The following is a 12,777-nucleotide window of genomic DNA, read 5'->3' as shown; positions in this document are numbered from 1 at the left end:
CGCCCGCGGGGCGTACCTGGGGTAGCGGACCGGCTTTCGGGTGGCGGCCCGCCCGGCCCCCCGCCCCCCCCGCCCCCCCCCCGGGGGGGGGGGGGCCCCCCCCCCCGGGGGCGCCCCCCGCCGCCACGGTCAGGATGGTGCCCTCGACGGGATGCGCGACCGCCTCGCGCGCGAGCAGTGAGGCCCGCCGCAGCGCACCGGCGAGGTGGTCTCCGTCGCCGATGCGCTCGGCCATGCCGCGCAGCAGCTGGGCCAGGATCGTCCCGGAGTTCCCGCGCGCTCCGATCAGCGCGCCGTGCGCCATCGCCCGTACCGCGTCGGCCGCGACGGGCGCCGAGGATCCGGTCTCGTGTGCCGCGAAGACCGCTTCCACGGCCTGGGCCGCGGACTCGACGGTCAGATACAGGTTGGTGCCGGTGTCACCGTCCGCGATCGGATAGACATTGATCGCGTCGATCTCCTCGCGCTCCCTGCCCAGCGCCTCCAGCGCCCCTGAGCACCAGGTGCGGACCGCCAGGGCATCGAGGGTCTGCGGCAACTAGGTCCTCCTTCGGCGGTCCCCCGTGCGACCGGGGCGCAAGGGGGAGGCAGGGCTGCACCGCAGGGTAGACCCCTGGTGGGGGCGGGGACCGGGGCGGGGGCGGGAGAACCCATGGTAGTTTCGTATCTCGGACGCAGTCGTTGTATGCTGCTCCGGTTGCCCGATGAAAGTCGGGCCATTCCCCCGGCAAAGCCACCGATCAGATACTGATTCCGGCACGCCGGAATTCACTGTAAGTGCATCTGAAGTCTTTGGAGTGACCCGTGGCTGCCAACTGCGACGTCTGCGGCAAGGGGCCGGGCTTCGGCAACAACATTTCGCACTCGCACCGCCGTACGTCTCGTCGCTGGAACCCGAACATCCAGCGCGTGCGTGCCGTGGTCGGTCGGACGCCGAAGCGGCTCAACGTCTGCACCTCGTGCATCAAGGCCGGCAAGGTCTCGCGCTAACGCCGACGTCTCGTCGTAGCGCAGCCCCTGCGGTTGCCTTGAAAGCCGGTCCACCCTCGGTGGACCGGCTTTTCGCCGTCCCGGCGCACGGCGGATCCGCGCAAAGCCGACCCGCGCAAAGCCGATCAGCCCAGGACCGTTCCAGCGCGAGAACGAGTCAGCGCAGCCGCCAGGCGTGATCCACAGGGCCGATGCCGCCGCCGAGCCTGAAGCCCGCGGCGATGGCCCCCGTCACGTACTCCTTGGCGGCCCGTACCGCCTCCGGAACGGACAGCCCCTTCGCCAGCCCCGACGCCACCGCGGACGCGAGCGTGCAGCCCGTCCCGTGCGTGTGCCGGTTGTCGTGCCGGGGTGCGCGCAGCCAGTGCTCCTCGCTGCCGTCCGTGAGCAGGTCCACGGCGTCCCCTTCGAGATGCCCGCCCTTGATCAGCGCCCAGCGCGGCCCGTACTCCAGCACCGCCGCGGCGGCCCGCCGCATCCCGTCCTCGTCCTCGACGAGTACGCCGGTGAGCTGGGCGACCTCGTCCAGATTCGGCGTCGCCACCGTCGCCACCGGCAGCAGCTTCGTGCGTACGGAATCCAGCGCGGAGTCGGCCAGCAGCGAGTCTCCGTGCTTGGAGACCCCCACCGGATCCACGACGACGGGCGCGTCCGTCCCGGCGAGCAGCTCCGCCACGGTCTCCACGAGCGCGGCCGACGCCAGCATGCCGGTCTTGACCGCCTGTACGCCGATGTCGTCGACGACGCTGCGGTACTGGGCCCGTACCGCGTCGACCGGAAGCTCCCACGCGCCCTGCACGCCGAGCGAGTTCTGTGCCGTCACCGCGGTGATCACGCTCATGCCGTGCACGCCGAGCGCCAGCATGGTCTTCAGGTCGGCCTGGATGCCCGCGCCGCCGCCGGAGTCGGACCCCGCGACGGTCAGGACGCGAGGCGGGGTCACTCCGCCTCCCCGAAGTGGTCCCAGCCGCCCTTGCTGGTCCAGGGCGCGCCGTCGACGGTCACCTGCGGCAGCGCCGACGGGTTCAGCACCTCGCCGATGACCTTCCAGCGGGCCGGCAGCTTCACGTCCGGCGGGAAGGTCGCGACGATCGCGTGGTCCTCTCCCCCGGTCAGCACCCACTGCAACGGGTCGACGCCGACGGCCTGACCGATGTCGTTCATCTGGCTCGGGATGTCGATCGCGCCGGAGCGCAGGTCGATGCGGACCTTACTGGCCTCGGCGATGTGCCCGAGGTCGGCCACCAGCCCGTCGCTGATGTCGCACATGGCGGTGGCGCCGAGTCCGGCCGCCGCGGGGCCGGCGTGGTACGGCGGTTCGGGCCTGCGGTGCGCCTCGACGAACGCGCGGGGCGAGCGGAAGCCGCGGGACAGCACCGCGTGCCCGGCCGCCGACCAGCCCAACCAGCCGGTGTACGCGACGACATCGCCGGGCTGCGCTCCGCCGCGGGTGACCGGTTCGTGGTTGCGCAGATCGCCGAGCGCGGTGATCGCGAGCGTGATGACATCGCCGCGCACCACATCGCCGCCGACCACGGACGCGCCGGCGACCTGGCACTCGTCGCGGATGCCGTCCATCAGCTCGGTGGCCCAGGTGACGGGGAGTTCGGCCGGGACGACAAGGCCCAGCAGCAGTGCGGTCGGCACGGCGCCCATGGCCGCGATGTCGGCCAGATTCTGCGCGGCGGCCTTGCGCCCCACGTCGTACGCGGTCGACCAGTCACGGCGGAAGTGCCGCCCCTCCAGCAGGACGTCCGTGCTCGCCACGACCCTGCGGTCGGGCGCGGCCACGACCGCCGCGTCGTCGCCGGGTCCGATCCGGACCGCGGGGGTGGAGGTGAGCCGGGAGGTGAGCTCCCTGATGAGCCCGAACTCCCCCAACTCGCCCACAGTGCCCTTCACCGAGTCTCACCTCTCCGTCGTGCCGCCGGAGCGTCCGGCAGCGCTGCCTCTTTGCGGTCGCGGGTCGTCTGCGCCCTCGGTACCGTCAAGAGATACGTCAACTTCTGCTTTCCGTACGCCACGCTGCGGGCATCACCCGGCGCGAGGGTCTCCCCGCGGCCCGCGGCGACGCGATACCGTGGCGTCTCTTCTCTCCCCACATGATCCTCGTGGCCGCCCTGGAGGTTCCGTGGTACAGGCGTACATCCTCATTCAGACCGAGGTGGGCAAGGCGTCGATCGTCGCCGAGACCATCGGCAAGATTCCGGGAGTGATTCAGGCCGAAGATGTGACCGGTCCCTATGACGTGATTGTGCGCGCCCAGGCCGAGACGGTCGACGATCTCGGTCGCATGGTGGTCGCCAAGGTCCAGCAAGTGGATGGCATCACCCGTACTCTGACCTGCCCGGTCGTGCACCTGTAGCCCCCGTCTACGCTTGGCCGGTGACTTCTTCCCGCCGCCTGCCGTTCTGCCTGTCCGCCGCAGCCCTGGTGATGCTGGCTGCCGCGGGCTGCTCCTCCACGGACGCAGCGGCGTCGATCACGGTTCCCAGCCCGCCGTCGGACGAAGCCGCCCTGTGCAGCGCGCTGCACAAGGAGCTGCCCGATTCCATGGCCGGACAGGACCGCAGCGACCCGAAGCCCGCTTCCGAACTGACCGCCGGCTGGGGCGATGCCGCGATCGTACTGCGCTGTGGTGTGGCCCGGCCGGAGAAGATGAGCGACGCCCAGTCGCAGGCCGTGGACGCGAACGGCGTCAACTGGCTGCTGGAGCAGCGGGCCGAGGGGCCGCGCTTCACCACGACCTACCGCAAGACCTATGTCGAGGTCACGATGGACAAGCGGTACGCGCACGATGTGACGCCGCTCGCGGAGCTGGCCGACGCCGTCCGTAAGACGGTGCCGGCCACGCTCGAAATCCCCTAGCTCCTGGCCCCGGAGGGGCTCAGCGCAGGCCGGTGGGGCGGCGCAGCGCCGCCTGGATCAGCCGGTCCACCAGCTCCGGGTAGCCGACGCCCGTCTCCTGCCACATCCGCGGGTACATGGAGATCGGCGTGAAGCCGGGCATGGTGTTGATCTCGTTGATCACGAACTCGCCGTCCTCGGTGAGGAAGAAGTCCGCGCGCACCAGGCCCTCGCAGGAGGCCGCGTCGAAGGCCGCGACCGCGAGCCGGCGCACCTCGGCGGTCTCCTCGTCGGTCAGCGGCGCGGGCACCAGACCGGCCGCGGAGTCGATGTACTTGGCCTCGAAGTCGTAGAAGTCGTGCGAGGAGACGGGCGGGATCTCGGCCGGCACGCTGGCGCGCGGGCCGTCCTCGAACTCCAGCACTCCGCACTCGATCTCGCGGCCGCGCAGCAGCGCCTCCACCAGGATCTTGGGGTCGTGGCGCTGTGCTTCCTCGATCGCCTCGTCGAGGCCGGAGAGATCGTCGACCTTGGTGATGCCGATCGAGGATCCGGCGCGCGCGGGCTTGATGAACAGCGGCCAGCCGTGCTCGCCGGCGAAGTCGATGATCTTCTTACGCGCGGCGGCCGGGTCAAGCTCCCACTCGCGGGGCCGGATCACCGTGTACGGGCCGACGGGCAGGCCGAAGGAGGCGAAGACCCGCTTCATGTACTCCTTGTCCTGGCCGACGGCGGAGGCGAGGACGCCGGAGCCGACGTACGGGATGCCGGAGAGCTCGAGCAGACCCTGCAGGGTGCCGTCCTCGCCGTACGGGCCGTGCAGCACGGGGAAGACGACGTCGACCTCGCCGAGCGCCTTGGGCACGGCTCCGGGTTCGCTGTAGACGACCTCGCGGTTGGCCGGGTCGACGGAGAGCACCACGGCGCCCTCGGCGGACTCGGCGAGCTGATCGACGCTCGGGGTGCGGCGGTCGGCGATCGCCATCCGGTCGGGCTCGTCGGCGGTGAGCGCCCACCGGCCGTCCGGAGTGATGCCGATGGGCAGTACGTCGTACTTCGTACGGTCGATGGCGCGCAGCACGGCGCCGGCGGTGACCACGGAGATCCCGTGTTCGGAGCTGCGACCGCCGAAGACGACGGCCACACGCGGCTTACGAGGCTGCTGCCCGGGGCTCTGGGGGAGGTTCTCGGTGCTCATATCGCGATGAGCGTACCTGCTGGTACGCCGTGCGTCAGCGCCGCTCCGGCTTGGCGCTGCGGGACATCAGCTCCTTGAGCGCCACCACCGGCGGCTTGCCCTCGTGGACGATGCTGACGACGGTCTCGGTGATAGGCATGTCGACTCCGTGCCTGCGGGCCAGATCGAGCACCGACTCGCAGGACTTGACGCCTTCAGCGGTCTGCTTGGTGGCCGCGACCGTCTCCTCCAGGGTCATGCCCCGGCCGAGGTTGGTGCCGAAGGTGTGGTTGCGGGAGAGCGGCGACGAGCAGGTCGCCACCAGATCGCCCAGTCCGGCGAGGCCGGAGAAGGTCATCGGGTCGGCGCCCATCGCGAGCCCGAGCCGGGTGGTCTCGGCGAGGCCACGGGTGATGAGGGAGCCCTTGGTGTTGTCGCCGAGGCCCATGCCGTCGGCGATGCCGACGGCGAGGCCGATGACGTTCTTCACCGCGCCGCCCAGTTCGCAGCCGACGACGTCGGTGTTGGTGTACGGGCGGAAGTACGGCGTGTGGCAGGCGGACTGGAGCCGCTGGGCCACGGATTCGTCGATGCAGGCGACCACGGCGGCGGCCGGCCGCCGCTGGGCGATTTCCTTCGCGAGGTTGGGTCCGGTGATGACGGCCACGCGCTCGGCGGGAACGCCCGCGACTTCCTGGATGACTTCGCTCATCCGCTCCGCGGTGCCGAGTTCGATGCCCTTCATCAGGGAGACGAGGACGGTGTCGGCGGGCAGTTCGGGCACCCAGGCGGCGAGGTTGCCGCGCAGCGTCTGGGACGGGACGGCGAGGACGGTGAAGTCCGCGTCGCGCAGCGCCTCGGCCGGGTCGGTGGTGGCCCGCAGCGTCGGCGGAAGCTCAATTCCCGGCAGATAGTCCGGGTTGGTGCGGGTGGCGTTGACGGCGTCGACGAGTTCGGCGCGGCGGCCCCAGAGGGTCACTTCGCAGCCGGCGTCCGCGAGCACCATGCCGAAGGCCGTACCCCATGAGCCCATTCCGAAGACGGCCGCCTTGGCGGGGTGTGTCACTTGGTGCCCTCCTCGGCGGCCTTCCGGCGCTGCTGCGCACGGATTTCGCGCAGATCGTACGTGTTGTCGGGAGCCTTCTCGTCGCGCAGTTCCTCCAGGAGCGCGGTGATCGCGGCCATGATGGCCTCGGTCGCCTCCTTGAGGACCTCGGGCGTCGCCTCCTGCTCGTAGAAGCGGTCGAGGTCGACCGGCGGCCCGGCCAGCACCTGAAGCGTCTTGCGCGGGAAGAAGCTGAACTTGTTCTCCTTGGCGTACGGCGGCATCGCCAAGTTGGCGCCCCACTGGGCGACCGGGATGACCGGGGCCTTGGTGAGCATGGCCGCGCGGGCGACGCCGGTCTTCGCGGTCATCGGCCACATGCCGGGATCGCGGGTGAGGGTGCCTTCGGGGTAGAAGGCGACGCATTCGCCGCGCTCGACGGCCGCTACGGCGGCACGGAAGGCGCCGAAGGCGTTGGTGGACTCGCGGTAGACGGGAATCTGGCCGGTGCCCTTGAGCAGGATGCCGATGCCGGGCGTCTTGAAGAGCGCGGCCTTGGCCAGGAAGCGGGGCACGCGTCCGGTGTTGTACTGGAAGTGGCCGTAGGAAAACATGTCCAGATACGAGTTGTGATTGATGGCGGTGATGAATCCGCCGTCAGCCGGAATGTTTTCCATTCCCCGCCAGTCCCGCTTGAACAGAAGCAGTAGCGGCGGTTTAGCGATGACCGCCGCCAGGCGGTACCAGAAGCCGATTCTACGGCGGGACACTCGTACACCTTCCTCTACGACCGGGCCATCGCCCGGCTTGCTGGGGGTCAAGTGTCGCCCCAGGCCCCTGGTCTGTCGAGAACACCGTACGCCCCGGTCCCGGCACCGGACCTACGTCCCTTTGCGAGGCGGGTCACAATGGTGCGCGATGCACATGGACCCAGAGCTCGCCACGAACACCGACCCGACGGCCCGCTGGTCCCTGGTCGTTCCGTTGAAGCCCCTCGTACTGGCCAAGAGCAGGCTGGCGTCGGCGGCCGACGGCATGCTGCGTCCGCATCTGGCGCTCGCCTTCGCCCAGGACACCGTGGCGGCGGCGCTGGCCTGCCCGGCGGTGCGGGATGTGGCCGTCGTCACGGACGATCCGGCGGCCGCCGTGGAGCTGGCCGCGCTGGGCGCGCGGATCGTGCCCGACAGCCCGGCGGCGGGCCTCAACGCGGCGCTGACGCACGGGGCCGAGGCGGTGCGCGAGCTGCGGCCGGACGCCGCGGTGGCGGCGCTCAACGCCGATCTGCCCGCATTGCGCTCCGCGGAATTGACGCGGGTTCTCGCGCAAGCGTCGCAATTCCCCCGGGCATTTCTGACGGATGTGGCGGGTATCGGCACAACATTGCTGACGGCGACGTCGGGGACGGAATTGCATCCCGCTTTCGGCGGCCGGTCACGGCGTCGGCATTTGGCATCCGGTGCGGTGGAAATCGAGCTCGACAGCGTCGATTCGGTACGCCAGGACGTGGACACCGGCGACGATCTGGCGGCCGCGCTCGCGCTGGGAGTGGGCCCGCGGACGGCTGAGCGGCTGGCTGCGGGCGCCCACGCCTGAGGCACCGCCCGAGACTCCGGCCGAGCCACCGCCCGAGACGCCGGCCGGGACTTCGCCCGCGCGGTACAAGGCCTAAGCTGGCGCGCATGCAGGCGACCTCGTACACCTACGACTCCGAAACCCGCAGCGGCAGTGTGCTGCTCGACGACGGCACTCCGGTCGAGTTCGACGCGGCGGCCTTCGACGCGGGCGGACTGCGGCTGCTGCGGCCCGGCCAGCGGGTCCGTATCGAGACCGAGGGTGAGGGCACGGCCCTGCGCATCACGCTGGTGACGCTGCAAACCCTCTGAGGCCGCGGAAGACGACCGAAGGAAGCTTCAGAACACGCCGCGGGCCGGGCTCCCCGAGGGGAGTCCGGCCCGGCGCGTGAGTGGCCCTATGACCTTTTGCCGCTTACTGCTTCCTGCTTCCTGCTACTTCTTCCTGGCGGCGGTCTTCTTGGCGGCGGTCTTGCGCGCCGTCGCCTTCTTCGCGGGCGCCTTCTTCGCGGTGGCCTTCTTGGCCGGAGCGGTCTTCTTGGCGGTCGCCTTCTTGGCTGCGGCCTTCTTGGCCGGGGTCGCCTTCTTGGCGGTCGCCTTCTTCGCGGCCACCTTCTTGGCGACGGTCTTCTTCGCCGCCGTCTTCTTCGCGACCGTCTTCTTCGCGACGGCCTTCTTCGCCGTGGCCTTCCTGGCGGTGGCCTTCTTGGCCGCGGCCTTGGCGGTCGTACGGGTGGGAGCACCACCCGAAAGGCTGCCCTTGGGAGCCTTCTTGACCGCGACCTCGCCGCCGCGCGGGAGCTTCTTCGAGCCGCTCACCAGGTCCTTGAAGCCCTGGCCCGCGCGGAAGCGCGGAACGGAGGTCTTCTTGACCCGGACCCGCTCACCCGTCTGCGGGTTGCGGGCGTAACGGGCGGGACGGTCGACCTTCTCGAACGAGCCGAAGCCGGTGACCGAAACCCGGTCTCCTCCGACAACTGCGCGGACGATCGCGTCAAGCACCGCGTCGACAGCGTCCGCGGCCTGCTGACGGCCACCGACCTTGTCGGCAATCGCTTCTACGAGCTGCGCCTTGTTCACGTCTTCCCCTTCGGAGACATTGCCGGAACGAATGCGTCCAGGCTTTTTCGCACGTTAGGCAGATATATACCGCAAATCAAACACGAAACGGGCTAATCACCCTAGTGCCGCAACGAAGTCGACCGCGGCGGAGTTCGGGTGTCAGTCACCTTCAGGGAATCGGCCCTCGTCGAGGTCCTGCATCAAGCGGTCCAGACGCCGTGCCGCATCCGGGAGATCGTGCTTCGCCGCGGCCGTTACGACCAGCAGCTTCCGGGACAGCGCCATCCTTACGCCCTCCGGGACTTGCAGTTCGCGCACTCTTGTGTGCGCCTCCTTCAATCTGGCCGCGACTGCCTCGTAGAGCTCGAGTTGGCTGTCGCGTTCCATGCACCGATTGTGCCATCTGGGGCGAGTTGTCGCCCGACAGGGTCTCAACAGACGACTGCGCCCCCCACCGTCCGGTGGGGGGCGCAGTTGGAGAAAACCGCTGATCAGACCTGAAGTGTGCGCGGTTTGAAGGCGGGTCGGGAGGCCTCGTAAGCCGCGATGTCCGCTTCGTTCTGAAGGGTGAGGCTGATGTCGTCCAGACCGTTCAGCAACCGCCAGCGGGCGTTCTCGTCGAGCTCGAAGTCGGCGGTGATTCCTGCCGCGCGGACCTGGCGCTGCTCCAAGTCCACGGTGATTTCGGCGTTCGGGTCGGACTCGGTCAGCTCCCACAGCCGGTCCACCGTCTCCTGCGGCAGAACGACGGTCAGCAGGCCGTTCTTGAGCGAGTTGCCGCGGAAGATGTCGGCGAAGCGGGAGGAGATGACGGTCTTGAAGCCGTAGTTCTGCAGGGCCCAGACGGCGTGCTCACGCGAGGATCCGGTGCCGAAGTCGGGGCCGGCCACCAGGACCGAGGCGCCCTGCCGCTCGGGCAGGTTGAGCACGAAGGACGGGTCCTTGCGCCAGGCCTCGAAGAGCCCGTCCTCGAAGCCGTCGCGGGTGACCTTCTTCAGCCAGTGGGCCGGGATGATCTGGTCGGTGTCGACGTTGCTGCGGCGCAGCGGCACGGCCCGGCCGGTGTGTGCGGTGAAAGCTTCCATGGTTTCTCAGACTCCCGCGGGTGCAGCGACGTCGGACAGATCGGCCGGAGAGGCCAGATGGCCCAGTACCGCGGTGGCGGCGGCGACCTGCGGCGAGACCAGGTGGGTGCGTCCGCCCTTGCCCTGCCTGCCCTCGAAGTTGCGGTTGGAGGTGGACGCGGAGCGCTCGCCGGGGGCCAGTTGGTCGGGGTTCATGCCCAGACACATCGAGCAGCCCGCATGCCGCCATTCGGCGCCGGCGCCGGTGAAAACCTTGTCCAGACCCTCCTCGACCGCCTGCAGCGCGACCCGTACGGAGCCGGGGACCACCAGCATCCGTACGCCGTCGGCGACTTTGCGGCCGTCCAGAATCGACGCCGCCGAGCGCAGGTCCTCGATACGGCCGTTGGTGCAGGAGCCTACGAAGACGGTGTCGACGTTGATGTCGCGCAGCGCCTGCCCGGCGGTCAACCCCATGTATTCCAGGGCCCTTTCGGCGGCGTGTCGCTCCGAAGCGTCCTCGTACGAAGCCGGGTCGGGGACGTGCGCGGACAGCGGCGCGCCCTGGCCCGGGTTGGTGCCCCAGGTGACGAACGGCGCGAGTTCGGTGGCGTCGATGAACACCTCGGCGTCGAAGACCGCGTCGTCGTCGGTGCGCAGCGTCTTCCAGTACGCGACCGCCGCGTCCCAGTCCGCGCCCGTCGGAGCGTGGTCGCGGCCCTGCAGATAGTCGAAGGTGGTCTGGTCCGGGGCGATCATTCCGGCCCGGGCGCCCGCCTCGATCGACATGTTGCAGATGGTCATCCGCGCTTCCATCGAGAGCTTCTCGATGGCGGAACCGCGGTATTCCAGGATGTAGCCCTGGCCGCCGCCGGTGCCGATCTTCGCGATGATGGCCAGGATCAGGTCCTTGGCGGTGACGTCGTCGGACAGCTCGCCCTCGACGGTGATCGCCATGGTCTTGGGCCGGGCCAGCGGCAGGGTCTGGGTGGCCAGCACATGCTCGACCTGCGAGGTGCCGATGCCGAAGGCAAGCGCGCCGAAAGCGCCGTGCGTCGAGGTGTGCGAGTCGCCGCAGACCACGGTGGTGCCGGGCTGGGTCAGCCCCAGCTGCGGGCCCACCACGTGGACGACGCCCTGCTCGACGTCGCCGAGAGGGTGCAGCCGTACGCCGAACTCCGCGCAGTTCTTGCGCAGCGTCTCCAACTGGGCGCGCGAGACCGGGTCCGCGATGGGCTTGTCGATGTCGAGGGTCGGGGTGTTGTGATCCTCGGTAGCGATGGTGAGGTCGAGCCGCCGCACCCGGCGGCCGCCGAGACGCAGCCCGTCGAAGGCCTGGGGGCTGGTCACCTCGTGCAGCAGGTGCAGATCGATGAAGAGGAGGTCGGGCTCGCCCTCGGCGCGCCGGACGACATGGTCGTCCCAGACCTTCTCCGCGAGTGTCCTACCCATCGCTTTCCCTCCGGCCGACTGGTTCGCCGACGCAACTAGAGATCTTGTGCGGAACCCGTTGGTCCGCGGGCCGCACCTACAGCCTCGCAAGTTCCCCGGAAAATTGAACTTGCGTTTCACAGTGTGAGACGTGAATATCGTTGCATGGACAACTCTAGCGGCGTCGGCGTTCTCGACAAGGCAGCTCTGGTATTGAGCGCTCTGGAGTCCGGTCCGGCCACCCTCGCCGGGCTGGTCGCGGCGACAGGGCTCGCACGACCCACGGCACATCGCCTTGCCGTGGCACTGGAACACCACCGGATGGTGGCGAGGGACATGCAGGGCCGGTTCATCCTCGGCCCGCGGCTGGCGGAGCTCGCCGCCGCGGCGGGCGAGGACCGCCTGCTGGCCACGGCGGGACCGGTACTGACGCACTTGCGCGACGTGACCGGCGAGAGCGCACAGCTCTACCGCCGGCAGGGCGACATGCGCATCTGCGTCGCGGCGGCGGAACGGCTGTCCGGACTCCGGGACACCGTGCCGGTCGGCTCCACGCTCACGATGAAGGCGGGCTCCTCCGCCCAGATCCTGATGGCCTGGGAGGAGCCGGAGCGGCTGCACCGCGGCCTGCAGGGCGCGCGCTTCACCGCGACGGCACTGTCCGGCGTACGGCGCCGGGGCTGGGCCCAGTCGATCGGCGAGCGCGAGCCGGGCGTCGCCTCGGTCTCCGCGCCGGTCCGCGGCCCGTCGAACCGTGTGGTCGCGGCCGTCTCGGTCTCCGGCCCGATCGAGCGCCTCACGCGCCACCCGGGCCGGATGCACGCCCAGGCGGTCATCGACGCGGCGGCGCGCCTGAGCGAGGCACTGCGCCGCGGATGAGCACCGCCAAGGGCCCCGGGACGGGAGGGAGTTCCCGTCCCGGCGCGCCCAACCCTGGCGCGCCCAAGGTCATTTGACCGGCCGGCGGGGTGACCCGACGACCGCGAACGGGAGTTGGGGAAAGCAAAGAGACCCTTCGCGATATCGCGAAGGGCCTCCTCTGTACGTACCCCCGACCGGATTCGAACCGGCGCTACCGCCTTGAGAGGGCGGCGTGCTAGGCCGCTACACAACGGGGGCCTTGCAGATGAGCTCTGCGAGCTGGCCTACCAGGACTCGAACCTAGAATGACGGTACCAGAAACCGTAGTGTTGCCAATTACACCATAGGCCATGGTGGTCTAAACCAATTAGACCAGTACCCCCGACCGGATTCGAACCGGCGCTACCGCCTTGAGAGGGCGGCGTGCTAGGCCGCTACACAACGGGGGCCCTAGCGATCCTGCATCGTGTTCAGTGGGTGCGACCCAGGTGATCACGCGGGAAGGATCTGTACCCCCGACCGGATTCGAACCGGCGCTACTGCCTTGAGAGGGCAGCGTGCTAGGCCGCTACACAACGGGGGCTTTGCAGATGAGCTCTGCGAGCTGGCCTACCAGGACTCGAACCTAGACTAACTGAACCAGAATCAGTCGTGCTGCCAATTACACCATAGGCCACCAAAATGCAACCCCCGTTAGGGGGTTTGTTTGGCTTGCGCTCCCCGGCCGGA

16 protein-coding genes and 5 tRNA genes are annotated in these 12,777 nt (G+C 69.6%); 6 read left to right on the top strand and 15 right to left on the bottom strand.

Annotation, left to right across the window (positions count from 1 at the left end; genetic code table 11):
* The coding region (locus ACH4YL_RS38850; protein WP_398512246.1) for a DAK2 domain-containing protein at nt 1-538 on the bottom strand (538 nt) is incomplete at its 3' end.
* Nucleotides 539-804: 266 nt separating this feature from the next.
* Between ACH4YL_RS38850 and rpmB the strand changes: the two genes are divergently transcribed.
* Nucleotides 805-990 carry a 50S ribosomal protein L28 gene (gene rpmB, locus ACH4YL_RS38845; RefSeq protein ID WP_003957616.1) on the top strand — a complete coding sequence of 62 codons (186 nt, stop codon included), beginning with the start codon at nt 805-807 and terminating at the stop codon, nt 988-990.
* Nucleotides 991-1,147: 157 nt separating this feature from the next.
* Here the strand turns inward: rpmB and thiD are convergent, their stop codons facing one another.
* Nucleotides 1,148-1,933 carry a bifunctional hydroxymethylpyrimidine kinase/phosphomethylpyrimidine kinase gene (gene thiD / locus ACH4YL_RS38840; RefSeq protein WP_398512245.1) on the bottom strand — a complete coding sequence of 262 codons (786 nt, stop codon included), beginning with the start codon at nt 1,931-1,933 and terminating at the stop codon, nt 1,148-1,150.
* Nucleotides 1,930-2,892 (bottom strand): thiamine-phosphate kinase, encoded by a 963-nt coding sequence (locus tag ACH4YL_RS38835; RefSeq protein ID WP_398512244.1) that lies wholly within the window; start codon nt 2,890-2,892, stop codon nt 1,930-1,932. Before ACH4YL_RS38835 ends, thiD begins: the two co-directional genes overlap by 4 nt.
* A gap of 229 nt (nt 2,893-3,121) precedes the next feature.
* Between ACH4YL_RS38835 and ACH4YL_RS38830 the strand changes: the two genes are divergently transcribed.
* Both ACH4YL_RS38830 and ACH4YL_RS38825 read left to right on the top strand, forming a co-directional pair.
* A complete protein-coding gene (locus ACH4YL_RS38830) occupies nt 3,122-3,355 on the top strand; it encodes an Lrp/AsnC family transcriptional regulator (protein WP_398512243.1) in 234 nt (77 codons plus the stop codon).
* 71 nt (nt 3,356-3,426) lie between these two features.
* Complete coding sequence (locus tag ACH4YL_RS38825) at nt 3,427-3,858, top strand: DUF3515 domain-containing protein (RefSeq protein ID WP_398512249.1); 432 nt, start codon at nt 3,427-3,429, stop codon at nt 3,856-3,858.
* A 19-nt stretch (nt 3,859-3,877) separates the two neighbouring features.
* Here ACH4YL_RS38825 and ACH4YL_RS38820 read toward each other — a convergent pair whose 3' ends face one another.
* From ACH4YL_RS38820 to ACH4YL_RS38810, 3 genes are read right to left on the bottom strand one after another with little or no spacing between them, the layout of a single operon-like run.
* Nucleotides 3,878-5,035, bottom strand: a complete 1,158-nt coding sequence (locus tag ACH4YL_RS38820; RefSeq protein ID WP_398512242.1) for a D-alanine--D-alanine ligase family protein — start codon at nt 5,033-5,035, stop codon at nt 3,878-3,880.
* Nucleotides 5,036-5,069: 34 nt separating this feature from the next.
* Nucleotides 5,070-6,080 carry an NAD(P)H-dependent glycerol-3-phosphate dehydrogenase gene (locus ACH4YL_RS38815; protein WP_398512241.1) on the bottom strand — a complete coding sequence of 337 codons (1,011 nt, stop codon included), beginning with the start codon at nt 6,078-6,080 and terminating at the stop codon, nt 5,070-5,072.
* The gene (locus ACH4YL_RS38810; protein WP_398512240.1) at nt 6,077-6,829 is read right to left on the bottom strand and encodes a lysophospholipid acyltransferase family protein; all 753 of its coding nucleotides are present in this window, start codon (nt 6,827-6,829) and stop codon (nt 6,077-6,079) included. Before ACH4YL_RS38810 ends, ACH4YL_RS38815 begins: the two co-directional genes overlap by 4 nt.
* Before the next feature lie 148 nt (nt 6,830-6,977).
* Between ACH4YL_RS38810 and cofC the strand changes: the two genes are divergently transcribed.
* A complete protein-coding gene (gene cofC / locus ACH4YL_RS38805) occupies nt 6,978-7,652 on the top strand; it encodes a 2-phospho-L-lactate guanylyltransferase (RefSeq protein ID WP_398512239.1) in 675 nt (224 codons plus the stop codon).
* 86 nt (nt 7,653-7,738) lie between these two features.
* Nucleotides 7,739-7,942 (top strand): hypothetical protein, encoded by a 204-nt coding sequence (locus ACH4YL_RS38800; RefSeq protein WP_398512238.1) that lies wholly within the window; start codon nt 7,739-7,741, stop codon nt 7,940-7,942.
* Nucleotides 7,943-8,065: 123 nt separating this feature from the next.
* Here ACH4YL_RS38800 and ACH4YL_RS38795 read toward each other — a convergent pair whose 3' ends face one another.
* The 4 genes from ACH4YL_RS38795 to leuC form a co-directional block, all read right to left on the bottom strand.
* Nucleotides 8,066-8,710, bottom strand: coding sequence for an HU family DNA-binding protein (locus ACH4YL_RS38795; protein ID WP_398512237.1), 645 nt, complete (start codon nt 8,708-8,710; stop codon nt 8,066-8,068).
* Nucleotides 8,711-8,851: 141 nt separating this feature from the next.
* Nucleotides 8,852-9,079, bottom strand: a complete 228-nt coding sequence (locus ACH4YL_RS38790; protein ID WP_398512236.1) for a hypothetical protein — start codon at nt 9,077-9,079, stop codon at nt 8,852-8,854.
* A 104-nt stretch (nt 9,080-9,183) separates the two neighbouring features.
* Entirely contained in the window at nt 9,184-9,777 is a 594-nt protein-coding gene (leuD, locus tag ACH4YL_RS38785; protein WP_398512235.1) for a 3-isopropylmalate dehydratase small subunit, read from the bottom strand.
* A 6-nt stretch (nt 9,778-9,783) separates the two neighbouring features.
* On the bottom strand, nt 9,784-11,208 hold the full coding sequence (gene leuC, locus ACH4YL_RS38780; RefSeq protein ID WP_398512234.1) for a 3-isopropylmalate dehydratase large subunit: 1,425 nt from the start codon (nt 11,206-11,208) through the stop codon (nt 9,784-9,786).
* A 144-nt stretch (nt 11,209-11,352) separates the two neighbouring features.
* On the opposite strand from leuC, the gene ndgR reads away from it, so the two are divergent.
* A complete protein-coding gene (ndgR, locus tag ACH4YL_RS38775; RefSeq protein ID WP_389223924.1) occupies nt 11,353-12,066 on the top strand; it encodes an IclR family transcriptional regulator NdgR in 714 nt (237 codons plus the stop codon).
* A gap of 167 nt (nt 12,067-12,233) precedes the next feature.
* Here ndgR and ACH4YL_RS38770 read toward each other — a convergent pair.
* From ACH4YL_RS38770 to ACH4YL_RS38750, 5 genes are all read right to left on the bottom strand, one after another.
* Nucleotides 12,234-12,306: transfer RNA gene (locus ACH4YL_RS38770), tRNA-Glu, on the bottom strand.
* Nucleotides 12,307-12,327: 21 nt separating this feature from the next.
* A tRNA-Gln gene (locus ACH4YL_RS38765) sits at nt 12,328-12,399 on the bottom strand.
* A gap of 25 nt (nt 12,400-12,424) precedes the next feature.
* Nucleotides 12,425-12,497: transfer RNA gene (locus ACH4YL_RS38760), tRNA-Glu, on the bottom strand.
* 61 nt (nt 12,498-12,558) lie between these two features.
* Nucleotides 12,559-12,631, bottom strand: a tRNA-Glu gene (locus ACH4YL_RS38755).
* A gap of 21 nt (nt 12,632-12,652) precedes the next feature.
* A tRNA-Gln gene (locus ACH4YL_RS38750) sits at nt 12,653-12,724 on the bottom strand.
* Between the last annotated feature and the right edge of the window lie 53 nt (nt 12,725-12,777).

Source organism: Streptomyces sp. NPDC020681, from assembly GCF_044334895.1.
Taxonomy (GTDB): Bacteria; Actinomycetota; Actinomycetes; order Streptomycetales; family Streptomycetaceae; genus Streptomyces.
This window is presented reverse-complemented; position numbering and strand designations above follow the sequence as displayed.